Here is a 20934-nt window from a genome sequence, read left to right as displayed (position 1 = left end):
GCACCGGGCTGGCCACACCTTGGTAACCCGGACCCACCCGCATCCCAAAACACCCCATCTACGACATTCCGTCGTAGCACCGCCCTCCGGTCCTCGGCCTCTTGACGCCCCGCAGGTCCCGCCCCCCACACAGCCACCGCACAGCGGAGACTCCCTGTCGACCGAGGGCCTCGCGCACTACTCCGGCTAGTAGCGCCGGAAACGCCTGTGCGCCTTGTCACGGCCACCGGGTAGGAAGACTGTCCGTTTCGGGACCAAAGGCCCGGGGCGCCCCCTAGTCTCGGAAGCTTCCACGAACAGGACTCGCCCACGGGGGACCACCATGACCGCACCGGCCCACGCCCGCCCCGACGACCACGAGCGCGGCCACGACCACGACCACGACTTCGACGGCATCGAACTGGCCGACGCGATCCAGTCCGTACGCGACCAGCTTCTCGACGCCGCCACCCGCGCCGCCGGCGCCCCCGTCGCCTTCGAGGTCGGCGACATCCAGATGGAGTTCACCCTGGAACTGCGCAAGGAGGTCAAGGGCGGCGCGAAGGTCAAGGCATGGGTGGTGGAGGCCGGCACGGACGCCTCCCGCACCTCGGGCCACACCCACAAGGTCGCCTTCACCCTGAAACCCCGGAACGCCCGCACCGGCGCGCCCTGGAAGGTCGGCAACGAGGACCACGGCAGCACCTCGGGCTTCGGCGGCGGCACGCGGTGAGCGTCACCCGGGTCGTCGCGGTCCTCGGGGAGCTGCAGGGGTCGGGCGTCCTGCTCACCCCGCGCTCCGTGCTGACCGCCGCGCATGTGGTCGGCGACACGGACAGGCCGGCGATCGCCCACCCCGGCCGGGCGGACACCGTCACCGCCGAGGTCCAGTGGCGCGACGACACCCTGGACGCGGCCCTGCTCCTCACCGACCACGACATCCTCGCCCCGGAGGCGGCGGCCCCGCTCGGCCGCCTCCGCGTCGGCGTCCTCGCCACGGAGGCGCCCCTGCCGCACTGCGAGATCATCGGCTTCCCGGACATCCAGCGGTACGGGTCGGACGGCGCCCTGGAACTGGACCAGTACCGCGCGACGGTCCTCCCGGCGGCGGGCCGGCTGCGCACCGCCCTGGTCTGCGAACTGGCCCACCCGGCAGCGGCGGAACGCGCCGACGACACCACCCCTCTCCAGGGCCTCTCCGGCTCCCCGGTCTTCGCGGGCGCGGTGCTCCTCGGCATCGTCACCGAGGTGCCCCGGGGCCGCGGCCACTTACGGGTGGAGGGCGTGCCGATGATCCAGATCCTGGAGGCGGGCGTCCCCGTCCGTGACACGTTCCGGATCGCGCCGCTGGCCGATGTCCACCCGCAGGACGAACGCTTCGAGAAGGGGTACGCGAAAGCCGTCAGGGCGCGCTACCGCAAGACCCGGATCTTCGGCATCGACGAGTTGGGCACGAATGAGTCGACCTGGGACCTGGACACGGCGTATCTGAGCCTGGAGGCGGGCGGGCGGGAGCGGCCGGGCGGCCCGGACAGGCTGGAGCCGCACCGGCCGCCCCCGGTCCGGCCGAGCCGTATCGACAGCCTGCTGGCGGGCCGCCCCCGGACGCTCCTGCGCGGCGAGGCGGGTGCGGGCAAGACCACCCTGGTCTGGTGGCTCGCGGCCCACGCGGCCTGCGGCACTCTGGGCCCCGAACTGGCCGATCTCAACGGCCTGGTGCCGTTCGTCGTCCCCCTGCGTGCGGTGCACGCACGGGGCAACGGGCTGCCCGTACCCGCGCAACTCCCCTCCGTGGCCCAGATCCTGGCGGACGACGCGCCCCCGGGCTGGGCGCAGCGGGTGCTGGAGGCCGGGCGGGGCTTCCTCCTGGTCGACGGCGTGGACGAGGTACCTCCCGACCAACGCGAGAACACCCGGGTCTGGCTGAACGAACTGCTCGACCTGTATCCCGCCACCCGCTGCCTGGCCACCGTGCGCCCGCTCGCCGTCGAGGAGGAGTGGCTGCGCTCCGGGAGATTCGACGAGCTGCAGCTCCTCCCGATGCGCCACGAGGACATCCAGGCGTTCGTCACGGCCTGGCACCGGGCCGCACGCCTCGAATGCGACACCTACGCGGACCAGGACCGCGCCAAGGCGGAACACGCCGAACTGACCTCGCTGGAGACCGAACTGCGGGCGCAGTTCAGGCAGAACGATGCTCTGCGCACCCTCGCCCAGACCCCGTTGCTCTGCGCCGTCATCTGCGCCCTGCACCGCCGCAGGGGCGGCCTCCTGCCGGACACCCGCTGGGAGCTCTACCGCTCCACGCTCGCGATGCTGCTCGGCACCCGGGACAGACAGCGCGGCATCGCGGACCCGGACGGCATCACGATGGGCTTCGAGGAGCACCAGGAGCTGCTGCAGTCCCTCGCGGTCTGGCTGGTACGGGCCGGACAGGCGCAGCTCTCCCGCGAGGTGGCGGAGCGGCAGATCAGTGTGGCGATGCGACGGCTGCCCCAGGTCGGCAAGCAGGGTTCGGCGGCAAGGGTCCTGACGCATCTGCTCAACCGCAGTGGTCTGCTCCAGGAACGCGGCGACGACGAGATCCAGTTCATCCACCGAACGTTCCAGGACTATTTGGCGGCCCGCGCCTTCGTGGAAGGCGGCTCGCTCCCGGAGTTGCTCCGGAACGCCCACAACGAGCAGTGGCAGGACACCGTCCGGCTGGCGGTGGGCCACTGCCGCCCCCACGAAGTCCGTGAGCTGATCGAGGGGTTGCTGAAGAACGGGGCAGACACCACGGACCGGGCGGAGCGCGTGACCCTGTACACACTCGCGGCCCGCTGCCTCCTCGGCACGGTCGTGGTCGACGAAATCGTCGGTCAGTCGGTCGCCGCCCGTATCCGCGCACTGCTCCCGCCCGAGAACAGCGCGGAGGTGGAGGCGGTGGCATCGCTCGGGGAGTACGTACTGCCCCTCCTCCCCGAACCGTCCGAGCTGAACCCTGACGGCGCCGCGCGCACGGCTGACCTTCTGTGCCACATCGGAGGCGCCGATGCCATTCCCTACGCGAAACAGCTCGCCCGGCGTGGGAGCCAGGCGGCTCGGAGGGTACTCGTGGAGGGCTGGGGAAACTTCCCCGTGGAGGCGTACGCCCGTGAAGTGCTCGCCGGCATTCCGCTCGCGGAGGAAGCCGTCCTGGTGGACAGCATCGACCAACTGCGCCTGCTCAGAGGGCTCGCCCCCTTCGGCACCCTGATGCTCCAAGGTGACTTCTCGGAACTTCAACTGACCTGTCATCTGGCCGAAGTAGAGGTCCGCCATCTGTCCATCTCGAAGAACACCACGCTGACCGATCTGGCGTTCGTCCACCGGCTGCCGCTCCTGAAAGAGCTGTCCGCCCTCTACAACCCGGCGCTCACCAAATTCTCCTCGCTCAAGAAGACACACATCGAGCTGCTCAACCTGAGCCTGGACGGCGTCACCCAGGCGCAACTGGCGCCGATCAGACATATCCCCGAACTCGCCGCACTGCTTCTCGAGTACCCGAGCACGCTTTCCACCAGCAGTCTGCCCCGTGCCCACCCCGGCGTGGTCGTCCTCGACGTCCTGTGCGGCAAGCGGATCGATCTCTCCACGCTGAGGCTGTGGCCCGCACTCCGCGCCCTGACGTTGCATCTCGATTCCTGCACCTGGCTGGTCCACGGCAGACGCGGCACCACCACTCCAGCACCGCAGATCACCAGCCTGGAACTGCACATCGGATCCGACTACGCCGGGCTCGAACATGTCGCCGAGGCATTCCCCTCCCTCACGGAGCTCACCCTCAGCTCCCTGGTCCCGGAGGGCGAGGACCTGGATCTGACGCCTCTGCACGGTCTCCCCGGGCTGCGGATCACCGTCTCGTCCAAGTGGTCAGGCGCCCTGCCCGTCCTCCTCGGCACCGAACCCTTCGGCGACCGCCTGACCGTAGAAGGAGCCTAGGCCGCGAAAAGGGGCTGCCCCGGACCCGTAAGAAACGGTCCGGGGCAGCCCCTTCAAGCGCTCAGGCGCTCAGCCCAGCAGCGTCACGCACGCAAACCGCGCGTCACGCCTCCTTCGTCAGGTTCGGGCCGCCGCCCGCCGCCTGCTCGATCGGGGGGACGTCCGGGAGCGGGGACTTCTCCTCGCCGCGGAAGGTGAACTTCTTCGTGTCACCCTCGCCCTCCGTGTCCACGACCACGATGTGACCGGGGCGCAGCTCACCGAAGAGGATCTTCTCGGAGAGGATGTCCTCGATCTCCCGCTGGATCGTCCGGCGCAGCGGCCGGGCGCCCAGGACCGGGTCGTAGCCCTTCTTCGCGAGGAGCGACTTGGCGCTCGGGCTCAGTTCGAGGCCCATGTCGCGGTCCTTGAGGCGCTCGTCCACCTTGTGCACCATCAGGTCGACGATCTGGATGATGTCTTCCTCGGTGAGCTGGTGGAAGACGACCGTGTCGTCGACACGGTTGAGGAACTCGGGCCGGAAGTGCTGCTTCAGCTCTTCGTTGACCTTGTTCTTCATCCGCTCGTAGTTCGTCTTCGTGTCGCCCTGCGCCGCGAAGCCCAGGTTGAAGCCCTTCGAGATGTCCCGCGTCCCGAGGTTGGTCGTCATGATGATGACCGTGTTCTTGAAGTCCACGACCCGGCCCTGGGAGTCGGTCAGGCGACCGTCCTCCAGGATCTGGAGAAGGGAATTGAAGATATCGGGGTGGGCCTTCTCGACCTCGTCGAAGAGAACGACGGAGAACGGCTTCCTGCGGACCTTCTCGGTGAGCTGGCCGCCCTCTTCGTATCCCACGTATCCGGGGGGAGAACCGAAGAGACGGGAAACCGTGTGCTTCTCGCTGAACTCCGACATGTCGAGAGCGATCAGCGCGTCCTCGTCGCCGAAGAGGAATTCGGCGAGCGTCTTGGACAGCTCGGTCTTACCGACACCGGACGGACCGGCGAAGATGAACGAGCCGCCGGGGCGCTTCGGGTCCTTCAGGCCGGCTCGCGTACGGCGGATCGCCTGGGAGAGCGCCTTGATGGCGTCCTTCTGGCCGATGACGCGCTTGTGGAGCTCGTCCTCCATGCGGAGCAGCCGGGAGGACTCCTCCTCCGTGAGCTTGAAGACCGGGATGCCCGTGGCCGTCGCCAGGACCTCGGCGATCAGCTCTTCGTCCACCTCGGCGACGACGTCCATGTCGCCGGCCTTCCACTCCTTCTCCCGCTTGGTCTTCGCGGCGAGGAGCTGCTTCTCCTTGTCCCGGAGAGAGGCGGCCTTCTCGAAGTCCTGGGAGTCGATGGCCGACTCCTTGTCGCGGCGGACTCCGGCGATCTTCTCGTCGAACTCGCGGAGGTCCGGCGGCGCGGTCATCCGGCGGATGCGCATCCGGGAGCCGGCCTCGTCGATCAGGTCGATCGCCTTGTCCGGCAGGAAGCGGTCCGAGATGTAGCGGTCGGCGAGCGTCGCGGCGGCGACCAGCGCGGAGTCCGTGATGGACACACGGTGGTGCGCCTCGTAACGGTCGCGCAGCCCCTTCAGGATCTCGATCGTGTGCGGCAGCGACGGCTCCGCGACCTGGATCGGCTGGAAACGGCGCTCCAGCGCCGCGTCCTTCTCCAGGTGCTTGCGGTACTCGTCGAGCGTCGTCGCACCGATGGTCTGCAGCTCACCGCGGGCCAGCATCGGCTTGAGGATGCTGGCGGCGTCGATCGCGCCCTCGGCGGCGCCGGCACCCACGAGGGTGTGCAGCTCGTCGATGAACAGGATGATGTCGCCGCGGGTGCGGATCTCCTTCAGGACCTTCTTCAGGCGCTCCTCGAAGTCACCGCGGTAGCGGGAGCCGGCGACGAGCGCGCCGAGGTCGAGGGTGTAGAGGTGCTTGTCCTTGAGGGTCTCGGGCACCTCGCCCTTGACGATGGCCTGGGCCAGTCCCTCGACGACCGCCGTCTTGCCGACGCCGGGCTCGCCGATGAGGACCGGGTTGTTCTTCGTACGGCGGGACAGCACCTGCATGACCCGCTCGATCTCCTTCTCGCGCCCGATGACCGGGTCGAGCTTGGATTCGCGGGCGGCCTGGGTGAGGTTCCGGCCGAACTGGTCGAGGACCAGGGACGTGGAGGGCGTGCCCTCGGCAGGACCGCCCGCTGTGGCGGCCTCCTTGCCCTGGTAGCCGGAGAGCAACTGGATGACCTGCTGCCGCACCCGGTTGAGATCGGCGCCCAGCTTCACGAGGACCTGGGCGGCGACGCCCTCGCCCTCGCGGATCAGGCCGAGCAGGATGTGCTCGGTGCCGATGTAGTTGTGGCCGAGCTGAAGGGCCTCGCGGAGCGACAGCTCCAGGACCTTCTTGGCACGGGGAGTGAAGGGGATGTGCCCGGACGGGGCCTGCTGGCCCTGGCCGATGATCTCCTCCACCTGCTGGCGGACCGCCTCGAGCGAAATCCCGAGGCTCTCCAGGGCCTTAGCGGCGACACCCTCACCCTCGTGGATAAGGCCCAGGAGGATGTGCTCGGTGCCGATGTAGTTGTGGTTGAGCATCCGGGCTTCTTCCTGAGCCAGGACGACAACCCGCCGCGCGCGGTCGGTGAACCTCTCGAACATCGTTAATCGCTCCTCAGAGCGGTCAGGCAGTAAAGGGGTCGGTCCCCTCCCTGTCCTTCCGCAGCTTAGTCCCGCAAGCGGGGACCGCTCATTCCAACTGCCGACTACCTGTCCCAGGCTCCCAGCCCCGAACGCCGGACAACAGCTTCAACCCGATGGTGCGAGACGATGTTCCCGCAGGCCAGGCAGATACCCCACGCATCACTACGCCGATGGCGAACGTGAGGCGTCCTGAACCGCGTGTCGCCCCTTCCCACTAGGAATGTCTTACCCGCAAGCACGGACACTCCATGCGGCGCACCCCGGTTCCCTCCGCTACGGGCGAACACCCTTGCGCTCCTGAACGCGCCCGCGCGCCCCCGAATCGGGGACTGTGGGCGACGAGGGGACAACTCACCGTAACTCCGGGCGGGCGTCGGGAGTTGCCCGGAGTATGGCTCCGACTGTTCCGCCTCCCCGCGCGCCGTCCGAAGAGCGGCACGAGGACCGCGAGAACCGTGAGGACCGCGACGCACGGCGGTACGCGGAATGGTACGAGGACGGGCTCGGGTGGGCGACGGTGCCCGGGGTGCCCGGAGTGCCGCTGCGGCTGGTCACCGGGGTCCGTTTCGACGTGCTGGAGCTGCCTGCCGACGCGGGCGCCGCGCTGCTGCGGCGGATCGGCCCGGCGTGCGGCCCGGTGGCGCTCAGCGGCTGCGGTGGCCTCACGCGGCTGCTGGTGGCCGAGGGGAGCGCGGACGAGTTGCCGGGCCTGCTCGACTGGCTGGACTGGGGCGGGATCGCCCTGGAGCTGGCGGCGCTCGGCGCGGGCGGACGGATGACCGCCCCCGTACCGGCCGTCACACCGGCTGCCCTACCCATCGCCCTGCCCGCGACTGTGCCCGTTGCGGCACCTGCGGCTGCACCCGTGGGCGTCACCCTGCCCGTACGGTCCCCCGCTCCCCCGCGGCGGGCCGGTGGCGCCACCGCGCAAGGGGCCGCCGTATGGCTGCGGCCCCCCGTGCCGGGACGCGAGGTGGAGCCGACGCTGCCGGCCCTCACCCTCTCCGGACGGGGCGACGGCAACGGGGGCAGTGGTGGGGGTGCCCCCGATCTCGTACGGCTCGTGGACGCGGCGGCCACCGAGTGCCACCGGGCCCGCTTGCTGCGCGGAAATACGCTCCGTGCGAATACTCAGCCGTTGGCCTTCTCGTAGGCTTCGCGGATCTCGGCGGGAACACGGCCGCGGTCGTTGACGCTGTAGCCGTTCTCCTTCGCCCACTTGCGGATTTCGGCGGTGTCCTTGTTGCCACCGGCCGCCAGGCGCCCCTTGCCACGGCTGCCCGCGGCACGGCCGCCGGTACGCCGGCCGCCCTTGGTGTACGGATCGAGGAGACCCCGCAGCTTGTCCGCATTGGCCGTGGTGAGGTCGATCTCGTAGGTCTTGCCGTCCAGAGCGAACGTCACGGTCTCGTCCGCCTCGCCGCCGTCGAGGTCATCGACAAGAAGGACCTGAACCTTCTGTGCCACCGGATTTCCTTTCATCGAAAATGCAGTACGCGGAAAGGAAACCGCTTTTCTCAGGAAAACACAAACCCCCGGGAGAGGTTCACAGACGCAACAGGACGGGAAACGTACGCGATTCGGACATAGAGCTCTGCGGAGTCGGACGATCACAGATGCAGAAGCATCCGGCTGTTGCCCAAGGTGTTCGGCTTCACCCGTTCGAGACCGAGGAACTCGGCAACACCCTCGTCATAGGAACGCAGCAGCTCTCGGTACACATCTCGGTCGACCGGCGTCTCACCGATCTCCACGAAGCCCCGCTTCGCGAAGAACTCGACTTCGAAGGTCAGGCAGAATACCCGGCGCACTCCGAGCCAGCGGGCCGTCTCCAGCAACTTGTCCAGCAGAAGATGTCCGGCACCGACCCCCTTGACCGCAGGATCAACGGCCAGTGTGCGCACTTCGGCGAGGTCTTCCCACATCACGTGCAAGGCGCCGCAGCCGATGACGGTCCCGTCCGCGTCGCGTTCCGCGACCCAGAACTCCTGGATGTCCTCGTAAAGCGTCACCGGCGCTTTGTCGAGCAGGATGCCTTCGCTCACGTAAGCGTCCACGAGGCGCCGGACCGCCGGTACGTCCCTGGTCCTGGCCCGCCGTACGGTGAGGGCATTTGCTTCGGCATTGGGAACGGGCGGCACGGTATCGGGAGGCACTGAGGGCATGACCGGACGCTATCGCCCCGGTCCGGAACCCTCGTCGCCGCCCTCTCCCGGCCGGCCCTCCCCCGCTTCCGGCCCTGCTTCCGGCCCCGCTTCCGGGGCTTCGGAAGCCGCGGGGGCTCCGGGGACTTCGGCGCCTTCGGGGACCGCGAGAGCTTCCGGGACATCCGGTGCGTCCGCACTGTCCACACGGACCATACGGACGGCGTCCTCAAGGGCCCGGCGCTGCTCGGCCGACATCATGCCGAAGAAGGCGACAAGGGCGGCGGCCGGGTTGTCACTCTTCGACCAGGCCTCGTTCATCAGTGCCGCCGCGTAGGCGGCGCGGGTGGAGACCGCCGTATATCGATAGGCACGGCCGTCCACTTCCCGGCGTACCCAGCCCTTCTGATGGAGATTGTCCATTACGGTCATGACGGTGGTGTAGGCGATGGACCGTTCCCGCTGAAGGTCTTCGAGGACTTCCCGGACGGTGACCGGACGGTTCCATTGCCAGACGCGTGTCATGACGGCGTCTTCCAGGTCTCCCAATTGACGGGGCACCCGGCCACCGTAGTACGAGATGCCCGAATGGCCGGTTATTGACGTGACAAAAAGGACGTACGACCGGGTTCCGGTCGTACGTCCGACGGGGCGATGGATCCTGCGGCCCGGTAGCCCGGGGGCCGCCGACTCCGGAAGTCGCTCAGGCGCCGCGCGCGTCCGGGGCGGCGCCCGCGCCGGCGGCCTCCGCGCGGGCCAGGGCCGCGTCGACCGCCGCGTCCTCCTTGGCCTTGTTGGGGCCGCCCTGGCTCTTGACGATCGTCCGTACCAGGAGGGTGAAGAACGTGGCCATGACCACGGGGGGCAGCAGCGCGGAGACGTAGTCCATGCCGTCCAGAGTAGCTATCCGGCGGCGAGCCGTTCCGGCGGGGGCGCGGGTCTGCGGCGCGGCGGAAAGACCTCGGACGGCTTGGGCATCGGCTTGTCCGGCGCGGGACGACGCGGCTCGGCGGGCTCGGCGGGGCGCCGGGGTTCGGCGGGCTCGGGGCGCTCGGCGGGTTTCGCGGGTTTGCCGGGCTCGGACGGCTTGGCGGGTTTACGGGGTTCGCGGGGGTGCGCCGGTCCGTCGGCCGCCCGGCCGCCGGGCAGCGCCAGCAGCCGGGTGCGGGGCGCGGGAGCCGCCGGGACCGTACGGCGAGGGGCGCCCACCCCCGCGAAGCGGGCGCGCACCGAGCGCCCGGCGAGCAGCCGGCAGTGGTCGAACAGGGCCGCGGCGGCCGGATTGCCCCGCAGGGCGCGCAGCGCGGCGAGATCGTCGGGGCCCGGCGGGTAGCCGGTGGCCAGGGCGTCCTGGAGCAGTTCGAGATAGCCGGAGACGGAGCCGGGGAGCGCCTGCCGGTACCGGGCCAGATCGGCGACGAGGAACGCCCGCATGCGCCCCGCCTCGCGTACCGCCTCGTCCACGGACTCGGCGAGCCGCAGGCAGTCCTGGACGTCTTCGCGCGGGAGCGGGGCGGGGTGCAGGGCGGCGGCGAGGGCGCGTCGGAGCACACAGAGCTCGTCAGCGCCGAAGGCCATGCCGCCGCGGGATCCGTAGGGCGTGGGCATGGGGGCGACAGTACGCGCCAAAGGGACAAAATCCGCTTAATACCCCACTCCGGGCGTGCCCGGCCGCGGTACGCGCGTCGCGAGACCACGCAAAGGGCCTCTCCGGGCCCGTGAGCCATCCTCACGGGCCCGGAGAGCGGTACGGAGAGCGTGTGGGCGGGTCCGCGGTACCACGGCCGGGGAACGGGCGCCCGGTCCGTTCTCCGGCCGGGCGCCCGGCGGGTCACATGCGGGAGACGTTGCGTTCGTACACCAGGCGCAGGCCGATCAGGGTCAGCCACGGCTCGTGCTCGTCGATCACGGACGCCTCGCCGAGGACCATCGGCGCGAGGCCGCCGGTCGCGATGACCGTCACCTCTTCCGGATCGTCGGACAGCTCGCGCGCCATGCGCGACACCACGCCGTCGACCTGGCCCGCGAAGCCGTACAGGATGCCCGACTGCATCGCCTCGACCGTGTTCTTGCCGATCACGCTGCGCGGCCGGGCCAGCTCGATCTTGCGGAGCTGCGCGCCCTTGACGCCGAGCGCCTCGACCGAGATCTCGATGCCGGGGGCGATGACCCCGCCCGTGTACTCGCCGCGCACGCTGACCGCGTCGAAGGTCGTCGCCGTACCGAAGTCGACGACGATGGCGGGGCCGCCGTACAACTCGACCGCCGCGACCGCGTTGATGATGCGGTCCGCGCCGACCTCCTTCGGGTTGTCCATCAGGATCGGCACGCCCGTCTTGATGCCGGGCTCCACGAGGACGGCGGGCACGTCGCCGTAGTAGCGGCGGGTCACCTCGCGCAGTTCGTGCAGGACGGAGGGGACCGTCGAACAGATGGCGATGCCCTCGACGCCGTCGCCCAGTTCCTCGCCGAGGAGCGGGTGCATGCCCATCAGGCCCTGGAGGAGGACGGCGAGTTCGTCGGCGGTGCGGCGGGCGTCCGTGGAGATGCGCCAGTGCTCGACGATCTCCTCGCCGTCGAACAGGCCGAGGACGGTGTGGGTGTTGCCCACGTCGATGGTGAGCAGCATCAGGCGCCGACCTCGCGCAGGTCCAGGCCGATGTCGAGGATCGGGGAGGAGTGCGTCAGCGCGCCGACCGCGAGGAAGTCGACGCCCGTGTCCGCGTAGGCGCGCGCGTTGCCGAGCGTGAGCCGTCCCGAGGACTCCAGGACGGCGCGGCCCGCGACGACGGCGACGGCCTCGGCGGTCTCGGCCGGGGTGAAGTTGTCCAGGAGGATCAGATCGGCGCCGGCGTCCAGGACCTCCCGCACCTGGTGCAGGGTGTCGACCTCCACCTCGACGGGCAGGTCGGGCGTGCCCCTCTCCTCCAGGGTGGCCCGTACGGCCTTGAACGCCTCGGCGACGCCGCCCGCCGCGACGACGTGGTTGTCCTTCACCAGGGCGGCGTCGGAGAGCGACATCCGGTGGTTGACGCCACCGCCGCACCGCACCGCGTACTTCTCCAGCGCGCGCAGCCCCGGGGTGGTCTTACGGGTGTCGCGGACCCTGGCTCCGGTGCCTTCGAGCGCGTCGGCCCAGGCGCGGGTGGCGGTCGCGATACCGGAGAGGCGGCAGAGGAGGTTGAGCGCGCTGCGCTCGGCGGTGAGCAGGTCGCGGGTGCGGGCGGTGACGCTGAGCAGCTTCTGGCCGGCCGCGACGCGGTCGCCGTCCAGGACGTGCCGCTCGACCTCGAACTCCTCCGTGCAGACGAGGGAGAGGACGGCCTCCGCGATGTGCAGCCCGGCGACCGTGCCGCTCTCCCGGGCGGTGAAGTCGGCGGTGGCGACGGCGTCCTCGGGGACGGTCGCGACGGTCGTCACGTCCACGCCTCGGTCGAGGTCCTCCTCTATCGCGACATGGGCGATGTCCTCGACCTGGACGGGGTCGAGACCGGCGTCGGCGAGGAGCTGGGCGAGGGCGGGGTCGAGACCGCACTCCAGGCCGTCCGAGCCGTCGAGGGCGTATCCGTCCTCGCCGCCGCAGCCGCAGTGGTCACCGCAGCCGCCGGTGGTGGCCTCGGCGGGGGCGCCGATCTGGATGAGCGGTACGTCCACGGGCTCGGGGCGCGGACTGACTTCGGGCGTGCTCACGGTTACGGCTCCCTGGGGGCGTTGGCTGGGCGTGGGGGTACGTCGGAATCCGGGGCGACGTGGGAAGGGGGTTCGGCGGGGAGGTACGGGGGATCGACGGGCGGGAAGGCCGCGGTCGGAGTGCGGCGCAGCACCGGGCCGCGGTCGGGGTCGGGGTCGAGCCGGACGACGAGATGGGCGCGCCAGTCGGTGTCGTCGCGCTCGGGGTGGTCCTCGCGCCAGTGGCAGCCGCGGGTCTCCTCGCGCTCCAGGGCGGTGGCGACCAGGACCCGCGCGACGCAGAGGAGGTTCGTCGTCTCCCAGGCGTCCACGCCCGGGACGGCGGCCTTGCCGGGGGTTCCGTCGGAGGTCTCGCCGGGGATCTCGCCGGCCGGGGCGGACTCGGGGCTCAGTGCTTGCTGGGACACGGCCTCCAGGGCCGTCGCGGCGGCCCGGAGGCTCGCGGCCGACCGGAGCACTCCGGCGCCCCGGGACATGACGCGCTGGATGTCGGCGCGGGCCTCGGGGGCGATCAGCGGGAGATGGGGCGTGCCGGCCGGTTCGACCGGGACGGCGGGGGCCTCGGCGGGCCCGGCCGTCATGCCGTCGGCGACGCCGTCCGCGATGTCGGCGGCGATGTCGGCGGCGATGCGCTCCGCGAAGACCAGGCCCTCCAGGAGGGAGTTGGAGGCCAGCCGGTTGGCTCCGTGGACCCCCGTGCAGGCGACCTCGCCGCTCGCGTACAGGCCCGGGACCGTCGTACGGCCGCGCAGGTCCGTACGGATCCCCCCGGAGGCGTAGTGGGCGGCGGGGGCCACCGGGACCGGCTCCGTCACCGGGTCGATCCCGTGGGAGCGGCAGGCGGCGAGGATGGTCGGGAAGCGGGTCTCCCACATCTCCGCGCCGAAGTGCCGCGCGTCGAGATACATGTGCTCAACACCCTGCTCCCGCATCCGGCGCATGATCGCCTTGGCGACGATGTCGCGGGGGGCCAGCTCCGCCAGTTCGTGCTGGTCGAGCATGAAGCGGACGCCGTCGGCGTCGACGAGGTGGGCGCCTTCGCCCCGTACCGCCTCCGAGACCAGCGGCTGCTGGCCCTCGGCCCCGGCGCCGAGGAACAGCACCGTCGGATGGAACTGCACGAACTCCAGGTCGGAGACCTCGGCGCCGGCCCGCAGCGCCAGCGCCACGCCGTCGCCGGTGGAGACGGCGGGGTTGGTCGTCGCGGAGAAGACCTGGCCCATCCCGCCGGTGGCGAGGACCACGGCGGGGGCGTGGACGGCGCCCACGCCGTCGTGCTGCCCCTCGCCCATGACATGGAGGGTGACGCCCGACGTACGGCCCTGTTCATCGGTGAGGAGGTCCAGGACGAGCGCGTTCTCCACGGTGCGGAGCGCGGCGTCGCGGACGGCCCCGACCAGGGCGCGGGAGATCTCGGCGCCGGTCGCGTCGCCGCCCGCGTGGGCGATACGGCGGCGGTGGTGGCCGCCCTCGCGGGTGAGCTGGAGCGCGCCCTCGGCCGAGGTGTCGAAGTGCGCGCCGGTGTCGATGAGGCGCCGTACGGCGGCCGGGCCCTCGGTGACCAGGACGCGTACCGCCTCCTCGTCGCAGAGTCCGGCGCCGGCGACGAGCGTGTCGTCGAGATGCTGCTCGGGGGTGTCGCCCTCGCCGAGGGCGGCGGCTATGCCGCCCTGTGCCCAGCGGGTGGAGCCGTCGTCCAGCCTGGCCTTGGTGACGACGACGGTGCGGAGCCCGGCGGCGGTGCAGCGCAGGGCCGTGGTGAGACCGGCGACGCCGGAGCCGACCACGACCACATCGGCGTCGACGGCCCAGCCGGGGGCGGGGGCGGTCAGCCGTATGCCGGTTCGGGCCGGGGATCCGGTTCCGGTCGGGCGTCCGGTCACTGGGGAGCTCCGAAGGTCAGGGGGATGTTGTCGATCAGCCGGGTGGTGCCGACCCGCGCGGCGACGGCGAGGACCGCCTCACCGGTGTGGCCGTCGGGGACCTCGGTGAAGTCGGCGGGGTCCACGAGGGCGAGGTAGTCGAGCTCCAGCGGCGGCACGGCGCGGGCCGCCTCGTCGAGGACGGCCCGGGCGGCGGTCCGCACGGCGTCGGCCCCGCAGGGCCGGCCCGGCGCGCCGGGGCCGCCCGCCGCGGTCTCGGCGGGATCCGGCGTGCCCGGCGTACCGGCGGCGGCCACCGCGTGGGCGTCGGCGGCGAGGCGGGCCTCGCCGAGGGCGGAGAGACGGGCGGCGCGGGCGCCGGGCGCCGGGGCGGACGCGGCGCGGGCACGCAGCGCGTGCTGGGCGGCGAGGCGGTCGCGGGCGGCGAACAGGGCCCGGGAGAGCGCCAGGGCGGTACGGCGCTCGGCCACGGACAGGTAGCGGTTGCGGCTGGAGAGCGCGAGGCCGTCGTCCTCACGGACCGTCGGTACGCCGACGATCTCGACCGGGAAGTTCAGGTCGCGGGCCATCCGGCGGACCAGAGCGAGCTGTTGGGCGTCCTTGAGGCCGAAGAAGGTGACGTCGGCGCGGGTGAGGTGGAGGAGCTTCGCGACGACGGTGAGCATGCCGTCGAAGTGGCCGGGGCGTGAGGCGCCTTCGAAGTGCTCGCCCATGGGGCCCGCGGTGAGGGTGATCTGAGGGGCGCCACCGGGGTAGACCTCGTCGGCACCCGGCGCGAAGACGACATCGGCGCCGGCTTCCCGCGCGACCTTCAGATCGGCGTCGAGGGTGCGCGGATAGCGGTCCAGGTCCTCCCCCGCGCCGAACTGGAGCGGGTTGACGAAGACGGTGACCACGACCAGGCCCCGGGGGCCGACCCGGGTGCGGGCGGCCCGTACGAGCGTCGCGTGGCCTTCGTGGAGCGCCCCCATCGTCAACGCGACGCCGATCCGGGCGCCGGGGGCGCGCCGGTCCAGGACGCGGTCGAGTTCCGCGCGCGTGGCGGCGAGTTCGAGGCCCTTGGGGGCCGTGCTCGCGGGATCCGTGCTCGCGGGCTCTGTGCTCATGGGGTCCGTCACTCCGGTCTCACTGGTCTCTCCGGCTCGGGCGGGCTCTCCGTCGCGGGCGCTCGCTCCGGCTCCGGCGGGCTCTCCCCTTCGGCCGGGGTTCTCCGTTCGGCCGGGCTCTTCCGCCGTCGGGCCGGCGGGGCTGATCACGCTCATCGGGTGCCTCCCGCGCCGCCGCGGGTGTCCCCGAGGCTGTCGCCGCCCGCGAGCACGTCGAGCAGGTCCTCCGCCAGCTCCGGCTTGAGCAGGCCGTGCGCGAGCGCCCGGTCCGCCGTCGTACGGGCCATCGCGAGGTAGCCCGCGACGGCGCCGGGCGCGTGCGTGCGCAACTCGGCGACATGCGCGGCGACCGTGCCCGCGTCGCCGCGCGCCACGGGTCCGGTCAGGGCCGCGTCGCCGGAGCGCAGCGCGTTGTCCAGGGCCGCGCCGAGCAGCGGCCCGAGCATCCGGTCGGGGGCGGCGACTCCGGCCGCGCGGAGCAGTTCCATGGCCTGCGCCACCAGCGTGACCAGGTGATTGGCGCCCAGGGCAAGGGCCGCGTGGTAGAGCGGACGGGCCTCCTCCGCGATCCACTCGGGCTCGCCGCCCATCTCGATGACCAGCGCCTCGGCGGCCAGCCGCAGCTCCTCCGGCGCGGTGACCCCGAACGAGCAGCCCGCCAGCCGCTGGACGTCCACGGAGGTGCCGGTGAAGGTCATCGCGGGGTGCAGGGCGAGCGGCAGGGCGCCCGCCCGCAGCGCCGGGTCGAGGACCTGTGTGCCGTACCGCCCCGAGGTGTGGACGAGGAGCTGTCCCGGCCGTACGGCACCGGTCTCGGCCAGCCCTTCGACCAGCCCGGGCAGCGCGTCGTCGGGAACGGTCAGCAGGACGAGCTCGGCGCGGGCCAGCACCTCGGCCGGGGTGACCAGCGGGACGTCGGGGAGCAGGGCGCCCGCCCGCCGTACGGAGGCGTCCGAGACACCCGAGACGGCGACCGGGCGGTGTCCCGCGAGCTGGAGGGACGCGGCGAGCGCCGGTCCGACGCGGCCCGCCCCGACGACGCCGACCGTGAGCCGGGCCGGGCGGTCCCGGGGATCGAAGGACTCTTGAGCTGATGCGTTCACGCGAGGGCCTTCCGTTCCAGTCCGCAGGGGGTACCGGACGATTTCTCGCCATGCTACGCCAGCGTTTCGCACCGACACCCGAGTTGTCCACAGGCTGTGGGCGATATCCACAGGGCCGGACGCGGCGGGTGCGGCGTGGGCGATGATCGGCGCATGAACGAGACGAGCGGGACGGCCGGAGCGGCCGAGAAGGCCGGACCGGTGGCCGAGGAGACCGGACCCGCGGCCGAGGAGAGCGGTCCTCCGGCCGGGGCGGCGGAGGCGGCCGAGGCCGTACGGCGGCGGAGGCTGGCCGCGTGGCGGGCGTCGCGTCGCGTGCTGGCGCGCCCCGCCATGGATCTGCGGCTGGGCGAGCGGCTGGCGGCCCTCGCGGCGGACGCGGGCGAGGTGCACGACCTGGACGAGGACGCGGACATGTACGGGGACGGGGTCGTCGCCGAGCTGGAGCGGCGGGTGGCCGGGCTGCTCGGCTTCCCGGCCGCCGCGTTCTTCCCCTCGGGGACGATGGCGCAGCAGGTGGCGCTGCGGTGCTGGGCGGGGCGTACGGGCAACCGCACGGTGGCGCTGCATCCGCTGGCCCACCCGGAGGTCCATGAGCGTGACGCGCTGTCGGCCGTGAGCGGGCTGCTCACGGTCCGTCCGACGACGGAGCCGCGGCTGCCGACCGCGCGGGAGATACGGGAGCTGGCCGAGCCCTTCGGGACGCTGATGCTGGAGCTGCCGTTGCGGGACGCGGGCTTCGTCCTCCCTTCCTGGGACGAGCTGACCGCCGTCGTGGCGGCGGCGCGCGAGCGGGACGCGGTGGTGCATTTCGACGGCGCGCGCCTGTGGGAGAGCGCCACGCACTTCGGGCGCCCGCTCGCCGAGGTCGCCGGCCTGGCGGACAGCGTGTACGTGTCCTTCTACAAGTCCCTGGACGGCCTGTCGGGCGCGGCGCTGGCGGGCCCCGAGGAGCTGGTGGAGGAGGCGCGCACCTGGCGCCACCGCTACGGCGGCCAGGTCTTCCAGCAGTTCCCGGCCGCCCTGTCGGCGCTGCTGGGGCTGGAGCGCGAGCTGCCCCGCCTGCCCTCGTACGTCGCGCACGCGCGCGTGGTGGCCGGGGCACTGGCGGAGAGCCTGGCCGCGGCGCCGGTGCCGTGGTTCCGCGTCCACCCCGAGCCGCCGCACACCCATCAGTTCCAGGTGTGGCTGCCGTACGCGCCCGAGGTGCTGAACGAAGCGGCGGTGCGGCAGGCCGAGGAGACGGAGGTGACGCTGTTCCGTGCCTGGCACCCGGCGCCCGCCGGGCCGCCGGGGGTCGCCTTCACGGAGGTGACCGTGACGCGGCCGGGTCTGGAGTGGTCGGCGCGGGACATACGGGCGGCGGTCGGGGACTTCGTGGACCGCGTACGGGAGGAACAGGCGAGGCGGGACGAGGAGGTGGCGGGCGCAAAGCGGAACGGACGGCGGCCGGACGAGGCGGCGTGACGGTCGGTAGCCGCCGGGGTGGCGTCACGGGCCGGCGGCACCGAGGTGCGTCACCGGGCGGCGTCACGGGCCGGCGGCACCGGGCAGCGTCACGGGCCGGCTGTACGGGGCACCACCGGCCGGCGTCACCGGGTGGCGGCGCCCCGTGGTGAGCCTCTGCGGGGCAGGCGCGGGAGCCGGGTGAGCCGGGTGTACCAGGCGGTGTGCGGGGTGGCCCGGTGCGTACGGCGGTACTCCAGGATCGTGCGTACCGTCTCGCGGTCGTACCTGCCGGGCAGCGGTGGGGCGCTCTCGCCCCGACGGGCCGTGCGGTAGCTGTCGAGCATGTGCTGCTGGATGGCGTCCATGCACCCACCCTGCGCCGGGCTGCGCCCTGCAGGCCCGCCGATTGACGGGCATCGTCAATCGACGGAGGGAAGGCAGCATGGGGTCATGAGCGTGTTCATCGATGTCACCGGACTCCCCCAGGAACGGGTCGCCTTCGGCCCCTCACCACTGGCCGAGCTGGCCGCCGCGCTGCACGCGCTGTCCGAGCCCGCCCACCACGCCCGGCTGCACGGCTGGATCACCACCACACAGGCCGCGCTCAAGCCCGAGCTGGCCGACCGGCTGCATGAGGCGGACTTCATGTGGCGTTCGGCGCGCGCGGACATCCTGCTGCCTCCCACGCCCCGGGAGACGCTCGCCGAGGAGCTCGACGACCTCGACCGGCTGGACGACGAGCGCTATGTCGGGGCCGCGCTGGAGATCTCCTGCGCCGCCCCGAACGCCCGCGGGGAGGACGCGTACTCCCCGCTCACCGACGAGGGCGCCCGGCGGCGCGCCCTGGATCTGGCGGCGGCGCGCGGTCCGGCCCAGGCCGCGTTCGTCCAGCGCATGCTGGCCGACCCGCCCGCCGTCCGGGCCTGGATACGGCGGCTGCTGGAGGACTGCGACGAGGCGTTCTTCGCGGACACCTGGCGGCGGGTCCGGAGCCAGCTCGCCGCCGACGCCCGCCACAAGACGGAGATCCTGCGTCACAAGGGGCTCGCGGAGGCGCTGGCCGCGGTCTCCCCCGCGATGACCCTGGAGGAGGACGGGCCGCGGCGGCGGATCGTGGTGGACAAGCTGGCCCACGCCCGTACGACCGCGCAGGGTTCGGGGCTGACGTTCCTGCCCACCGCGTTCGGCCGGCCCCATCTCGTCGCGCTGTACGCGCCGGGCTGGCAGCCCGTCGTGCAGTATCCGGTGGCGAGCCGTGAGCTGGCCGACGTCACCCCGGTGGAGACGGTCAAGCTGCGGCTCGAAGCGGTCGCCCACCCCACGCGCATCCGGCTGTGCCGCAGCCTCTCCCGCGGCGACCACACGACGAGCGAGCTGGCCGACGCCCACGGGATCACGGCGCCCGAGGTCTCCCGCCATCTCGCGGTGCTGCGGAAGGCGGGGCTTCTGACGACGCGGCGGCGCGGACGTTATGTGATGCACCAGCTCGACGTCGCCGTGGTGGCCAGGCTCGGCAGCGACTTCCTGGAGGGACTGCTGCGCTGACCGCGGCGGGCAGGCGGGGCAGCCGGGTCAGGCGAAGCGGATGTGGCGCAGCCCCACGCGGATCCGGCGCAGCCGGTGGCGCCGCCGTCCGTACGTGTTCGGTGCCGGCCGCAGCCCGGCGGAGGCGGCGACACGGTCCGCGACCTGGGGAAGCGTCAGCCGGCCGGTGTGCAGATGCTCGGCGAACAGCGGTTCGGCCAGCGCCTCCAGGCAGTGGTCCAGTTTCCTGACGGCGAAGCTCTCGCGCTGCAGCCCCCGCCCCCGGTCGCGCTCGGTCAGCCGCCGCAGTACGGTCGCGCGCTCGGCCGGCAGCGCGAAGTGCCGCACGTCGTGGCCGTTCTCGCGGAGCCGGCCGACGATCTCGTCGAAGTAGCCGGCGTCGACCAGGGTCATCGGGGCGATCACCGTGCCGTCGTGTTCCCGCAGGGCCGGATCGAGAGCCTCGTACACGCCCTGCCGCCAGGCGGTCAGGTTCTGGAAGTCGCCGCGCAGCGCGGGCGGCAGCGTGCGGAGCAGGCCGAAGCCGATGTGCTCCGGGTCGCGGACGACGCTGCCGGGGAGCCGCCGGTGGATCTCGAAGGCGGTCTGGGTCTTGCCGCCTCCGAAGGGCCGTTGAGCCACACCAGCATCCGGATCAGCCCGCCCCGCCACCCGCCCTGACCAGTCCCGACTCGTAGGCGAGGACGACCACCTGGACCCGGTCGCGCAGCCCGAGCTTGGTGAGGATCCGGCCGACGTGCGTCTTCACGGTCGCCTCGGAGAGCACGAGACGGCCGGCGATCTCACCGTTCGACAGGCCCTGCGCGACCAGCATCATGACCTCGCGCTCCCGGTCGGTCAGCCGCTCCAGTTCCCGGTGCTCCGGCTTATTGCTGCTGGGCAGCATCGGCGCGAAGCGGTCGAGGAGCCGCCGTGTCGTGGACGGCGCGACGACCGCGTCGCCGCTGTGGACGGCGCGGATCGCGTTCAGCAGCTCGCCCGGCGGCACGTCCTTCAGCATGAAGCCGCTGGCCCCGGCCTTGAGCCCGGAGAAGGCGTACTCGTCGAGGTCGAAGGTGGTGAGGATCAGGACCTTCGGGGCATCGGGCACGGCGCAGATCCTGCGGGTCGCCTCGACGCCGTCCAGCCGGGGCATCCGTACGTCCATGAGCACGACGTCCACGTCGGTGGAGCGCAGGTTCTCGATCGCCTCGGCGCCGTCCCCGGCCTCCGCGACGACATCCATGTCCGGTTGCGCGGCCAGCACCATACGGAACCCGGTCCGCAGCAGCACCTGGTCGTCGACGAGCATCACGCGGATCGACATCGGGGGTCCTTGTCCGTAGGGGGTATCAGGGGGCCGGCTGGTACGGCGGTCCGGAGGAGCCGGGGGCCGGGGCGTGCGGGGCGTACGGAGGGACCGGG

General features: G+C 72.1%; 18 protein-coding genes and 1 pseudogene. 5 read left to right on the top strand and 14 right to left on the bottom strand.

Annotation, left to right across the window (positions count from 1 at the left end; genetic code table 11):
* Window positions 1-322 precede the first annotated feature (322 nt).
* Window positions 323-712 carry a trypco2 family protein gene (locus ACFXKG_RS10180; protein WP_384835197.1) on the top strand — a complete coding sequence of 130 codons (390 nt, stop codon included), beginning with the start codon at window positions 323-325 and terminating at the stop codon, window positions 710-712.
* Window positions 709-3942: an NACHT domain-containing protein gene (locus ACFXKG_RS10175; protein WP_384835194.1), complete on the top strand. Its 3234-nt coding sequence runs from the start codon at window positions 709-711 to the stop codon at window positions 3940-3942. The genes ACFXKG_RS10180 and ACFXKG_RS10175 overlap by 4 nt, the downstream gene beginning before the upstream one ends.
* A gap of 103 nt (window positions 3943-4045) precedes the next feature.
* On the opposite strand, the gene ACFXKG_RS10170 is transcribed toward ACFXKG_RS10175, so the two are convergent.
* Window positions 4046-6568, bottom strand: coding sequence for an ATP-dependent Clp protease ATP-binding subunit (locus ACFXKG_RS10170; protein ID WP_365806116.1), 2523 nt, complete (start codon window positions 6566-6568; stop codon window positions 4046-4048).
* 433 nt (window positions 6569-7001) lie between these two features.
* Between ACFXKG_RS10170 and ACFXKG_RS10165 the strand changes: the two genes are divergently transcribed.
* Window positions 7002-7763, top strand: a complete 762-nt coding sequence (locus tag ACFXKG_RS10165) for an SCO3374 family protein (RefSeq protein ID WP_384835191.1) — start codon at window positions 7002-7004, stop codon at window positions 7761-7763.
* On the opposite strand, the gene ACFXKG_RS10160 is transcribed toward ACFXKG_RS10165, so the two are convergent.
* From ACFXKG_RS10160 to ACFXKG_RS10115, 10 genes are all read right to left on the bottom strand, one after another.
* Window positions 7742-8077, bottom strand: a complete 336-nt coding sequence (locus tag ACFXKG_RS10160; protein WP_365806118.1) for an Lsr2 family protein — start codon at window positions 8075-8077, stop codon at window positions 7742-7744. The genes ACFXKG_RS10165 and ACFXKG_RS10160 overlap by 22 nt on opposite strands.
* A gap of 143 nt (window positions 8078-8220) precedes the next feature.
* Window positions 8221-8775, bottom strand: a complete 555-nt coding sequence (locus ACFXKG_RS10155; protein ID WP_384835188.1) for an amino-acid N-acetyltransferase — start codon at window positions 8773-8775, stop codon at window positions 8221-8223.
* A gap of 9 nt (window positions 8776-8784) precedes the next feature.
* Window positions 8785-9315 (bottom strand): BlaI/MecI/CopY family transcriptional regulator, encoded by a 531-nt coding sequence (locus ACFXKG_RS10150; protein ID WP_384835185.1) that lies wholly within the window; start codon window positions 9313-9315, stop codon window positions 8785-8787.
* A gap of 142 nt (window positions 9316-9457) precedes the next feature.
* Complete coding sequence (locus ACFXKG_RS10145; RefSeq protein ID WP_384835182.1) at window positions 9458-9643, bottom strand: hypothetical protein; 186 nt, start codon at window positions 9641-9643, stop codon at window positions 9458-9460.
* 14 nt (window positions 9644-9657) lie between these two features.
* Window positions 9658-10332 (bottom strand): hypothetical protein, encoded by a 675-nt coding sequence (locus ACFXKG_RS10140; protein WP_384835302.1) that lies wholly within the window; start codon window positions 10330-10332, stop codon window positions 9658-9660.
* Window positions 10333-10585: 253 nt separating this feature from the next.
* Window positions 10586-11383 (bottom strand): type III pantothenate kinase, encoded by a 798-nt coding sequence (locus ACFXKG_RS10135; RefSeq protein ID WP_384835179.1) that lies wholly within the window; start codon window positions 11381-11383, stop codon window positions 10586-10588.
* Window positions 11383-12444 (bottom strand): carboxylating nicotinate-nucleotide diphosphorylase, encoded by a 1062-nt coding sequence (gene nadC, locus ACFXKG_RS10130; RefSeq protein ID WP_384835176.1) that lies wholly within the window; start codon window positions 12442-12444, stop codon window positions 11383-11385. The genes ACFXKG_RS10135 and nadC overlap by 1 nt, the downstream gene beginning before the upstream one ends.
* A gap of 2 nt (window positions 12445-12446) precedes the next feature.
* Window positions 12447-14327, bottom strand: a complete 1881-nt coding sequence (locus ACFXKG_RS10125; RefSeq protein WP_384835173.1) for an L-aspartate oxidase — start codon at window positions 14325-14327, stop codon at window positions 12447-12449.
* On the bottom strand, window positions 14324-15433 hold the full coding sequence (gene panC / locus ACFXKG_RS10120; protein ID WP_384835170.1) for a pantoate--beta-alanine ligase: 1110 nt from the start codon (window positions 15431-15433) through the stop codon (window positions 14324-14326). Before panC ends, ACFXKG_RS10125 begins: the two co-directional genes overlap by 4 nt.
* A gap of 152 nt (window positions 15434-15585) precedes the next feature.
* Window positions 15586-16536: a Rossmann-like and DUF2520 domain-containing protein gene (locus tag ACFXKG_RS10115; RefSeq protein ID WP_384835167.1), complete on the bottom strand. Its 951-nt coding sequence runs from the start codon at window positions 16534-16536 to the stop codon at window positions 15586-15588.
* Window positions 16537-16689: 153 nt separating this feature from the next.
* On the opposite strand from ACFXKG_RS10115, the gene ACFXKG_RS10110 reads away from it, so the two are divergent.
* Window positions 16690-18003 (top strand): threonine aldolase family protein, encoded by a 1314-nt coding sequence (locus ACFXKG_RS10110; protein ID WP_384835164.1) that lies wholly within the window; start codon window positions 16690-16692, stop codon window positions 18001-18003.
* A 125-nt stretch (window positions 18004-18128) separates the two neighbouring features.
* On the opposite strand, the gene ACFXKG_RS10105 is transcribed toward ACFXKG_RS10110, so the two are convergent.
* The gene (locus ACFXKG_RS10105) at window positions 18129-18350 is read right to left on the bottom strand and encodes a hypothetical protein (protein WP_384835161.1); all 222 of its coding nucleotides are present in this window, start codon (window positions 18348-18350) and stop codon (window positions 18129-18131) included.
* Window positions 18351-18435: 85 nt separating this feature from the next.
* On the opposite strand from ACFXKG_RS10105, the gene ACFXKG_RS10100 reads away from it, so the two are divergent.
* The gene (locus ACFXKG_RS10100; protein ID WP_384835158.1) at window positions 18436-19530 is read left to right on the top strand and encodes a DUF5937 family protein; all 1095 of its coding nucleotides are present in this window, start codon (window positions 18436-18438) and stop codon (window positions 19528-19530) included.
* A gap of 27 nt (window positions 19531-19557) precedes the next feature.
* Here the strand turns inward: ACFXKG_RS10100 and ACFXKG_RS10095 are convergent.
* Both ACFXKG_RS10095 and ACFXKG_RS10090 read right to left on the bottom strand, forming a co-directional pair.
* Window positions 19558-20159, bottom strand: a pseudogene (locus tag ACFXKG_RS10095) (AAA family ATPase).
* A gap of 5 nt (window positions 20160-20164) precedes the next feature.
* Entirely contained in the window at window positions 20165-20836 is a 672-nt protein-coding gene (locus ACFXKG_RS10090) for a response regulator (RefSeq protein ID WP_384835155.1), read from the bottom strand.
* Window positions 20837-20934 lie beyond the last annotated feature (98 nt).

This window comes from Streptomyces sp. NPDC059255 (genome assembly GCF_042752355.1).
In the GTDB taxonomy this organism is placed as follows: domain Bacteria; phylum Actinomycetota; class Actinomycetes; order Streptomycetales; family Streptomycetaceae; genus Streptomyces.
The sequence above is the reverse complement of the archived record's forward strand: the minus strand, read 5'-3'. Positions and strand labels throughout refer to the sequence as shown.

Excerpts from the sequence above, each read along its gene's own strand:
- ACFXKG_RS10165 (WP_384835191.1), top strand. The coding sequence starts at position 7,002 with ATGGCTCCGACTGTTCCGCCTCCCCGCGCGCCGTCCGAAGAGCGGCAC.
- ACFXKG_RS10105 (WP_384835161.1), bottom strand. The coding sequence starts at position 18,350 with ATGGACGCCATCCAGCAGCACATGCTCGACAGCTACCGCACGGCCCGT.
- ACFXKG_RS10140 (WP_384835302.1), bottom strand. The coding sequence starts at position 10,332 with ATGGCCTTCGGCGCTGACGAGCTCTGTGTGCTCCGACGCGCCCTCGCC.
- ACFXKG_RS10180 (WP_384835197.1), top strand. The coding sequence starts at position 323 with ATGACCGCACCGGCCCACGCCCGCCCCGACGACCACGAGCGCGGCCAC.
- ACFXKG_RS10135 (WP_384835179.1), bottom strand. The coding sequence starts at position 11,383 with ATGCTGCTCACCATCGACGTGGGCAACACCCACACCGTCCTCGGCCTG.
- ACFXKG_RS10110 (WP_384835164.1), top strand. The coding sequence starts at position 16,690 with ATGAACGAGACGAGCGGGACGGCCGGAGCGGCCGAGAAGGCCGGACCG.
- ACFXKG_RS10155 (WP_384835188.1), bottom strand. The coding sequence starts at position 8,775 with ATGCCCTCAGTGCCTCCCGATACCGTGCCGCCCGTTCCCAATGCCGAA.
- ACFXKG_RS10090 (WP_384835155.1), bottom strand. The coding sequence starts at position 20,836 with ATGTCGATCCGCGTGATGCTCGTCGACGACCAGGTGCTGCTGCGGACC.
- ACFXKG_RS10170 (WP_365806116.1), bottom strand. The coding sequence starts at position 6,568 with ATGTTCGAGAGGTTCACCGACCGCGCGCGGCGGGTTGTCGTCCTGGCT.
- ACFXKG_RS10100 (WP_384835158.1), top strand. The coding sequence starts at position 18,436 with ATGAGCGTGTTCATCGATGTCACCGGACTCCCCCAGGAACGGGTCGCC.
- ACFXKG_RS10145 (WP_384835182.1), bottom strand. The coding sequence starts at position 9,643 with ATGGACTACGTCTCCGCGCTGCTGCCCCCCGTGGTCATGGCCACGTTC.
- panC (WP_384835170.1), bottom strand. The coding sequence starts at position 15,433 with ATGAGCACAGAGCCCGCGAGCACGGATCCCGCGAGCACGGCCCCCAAG.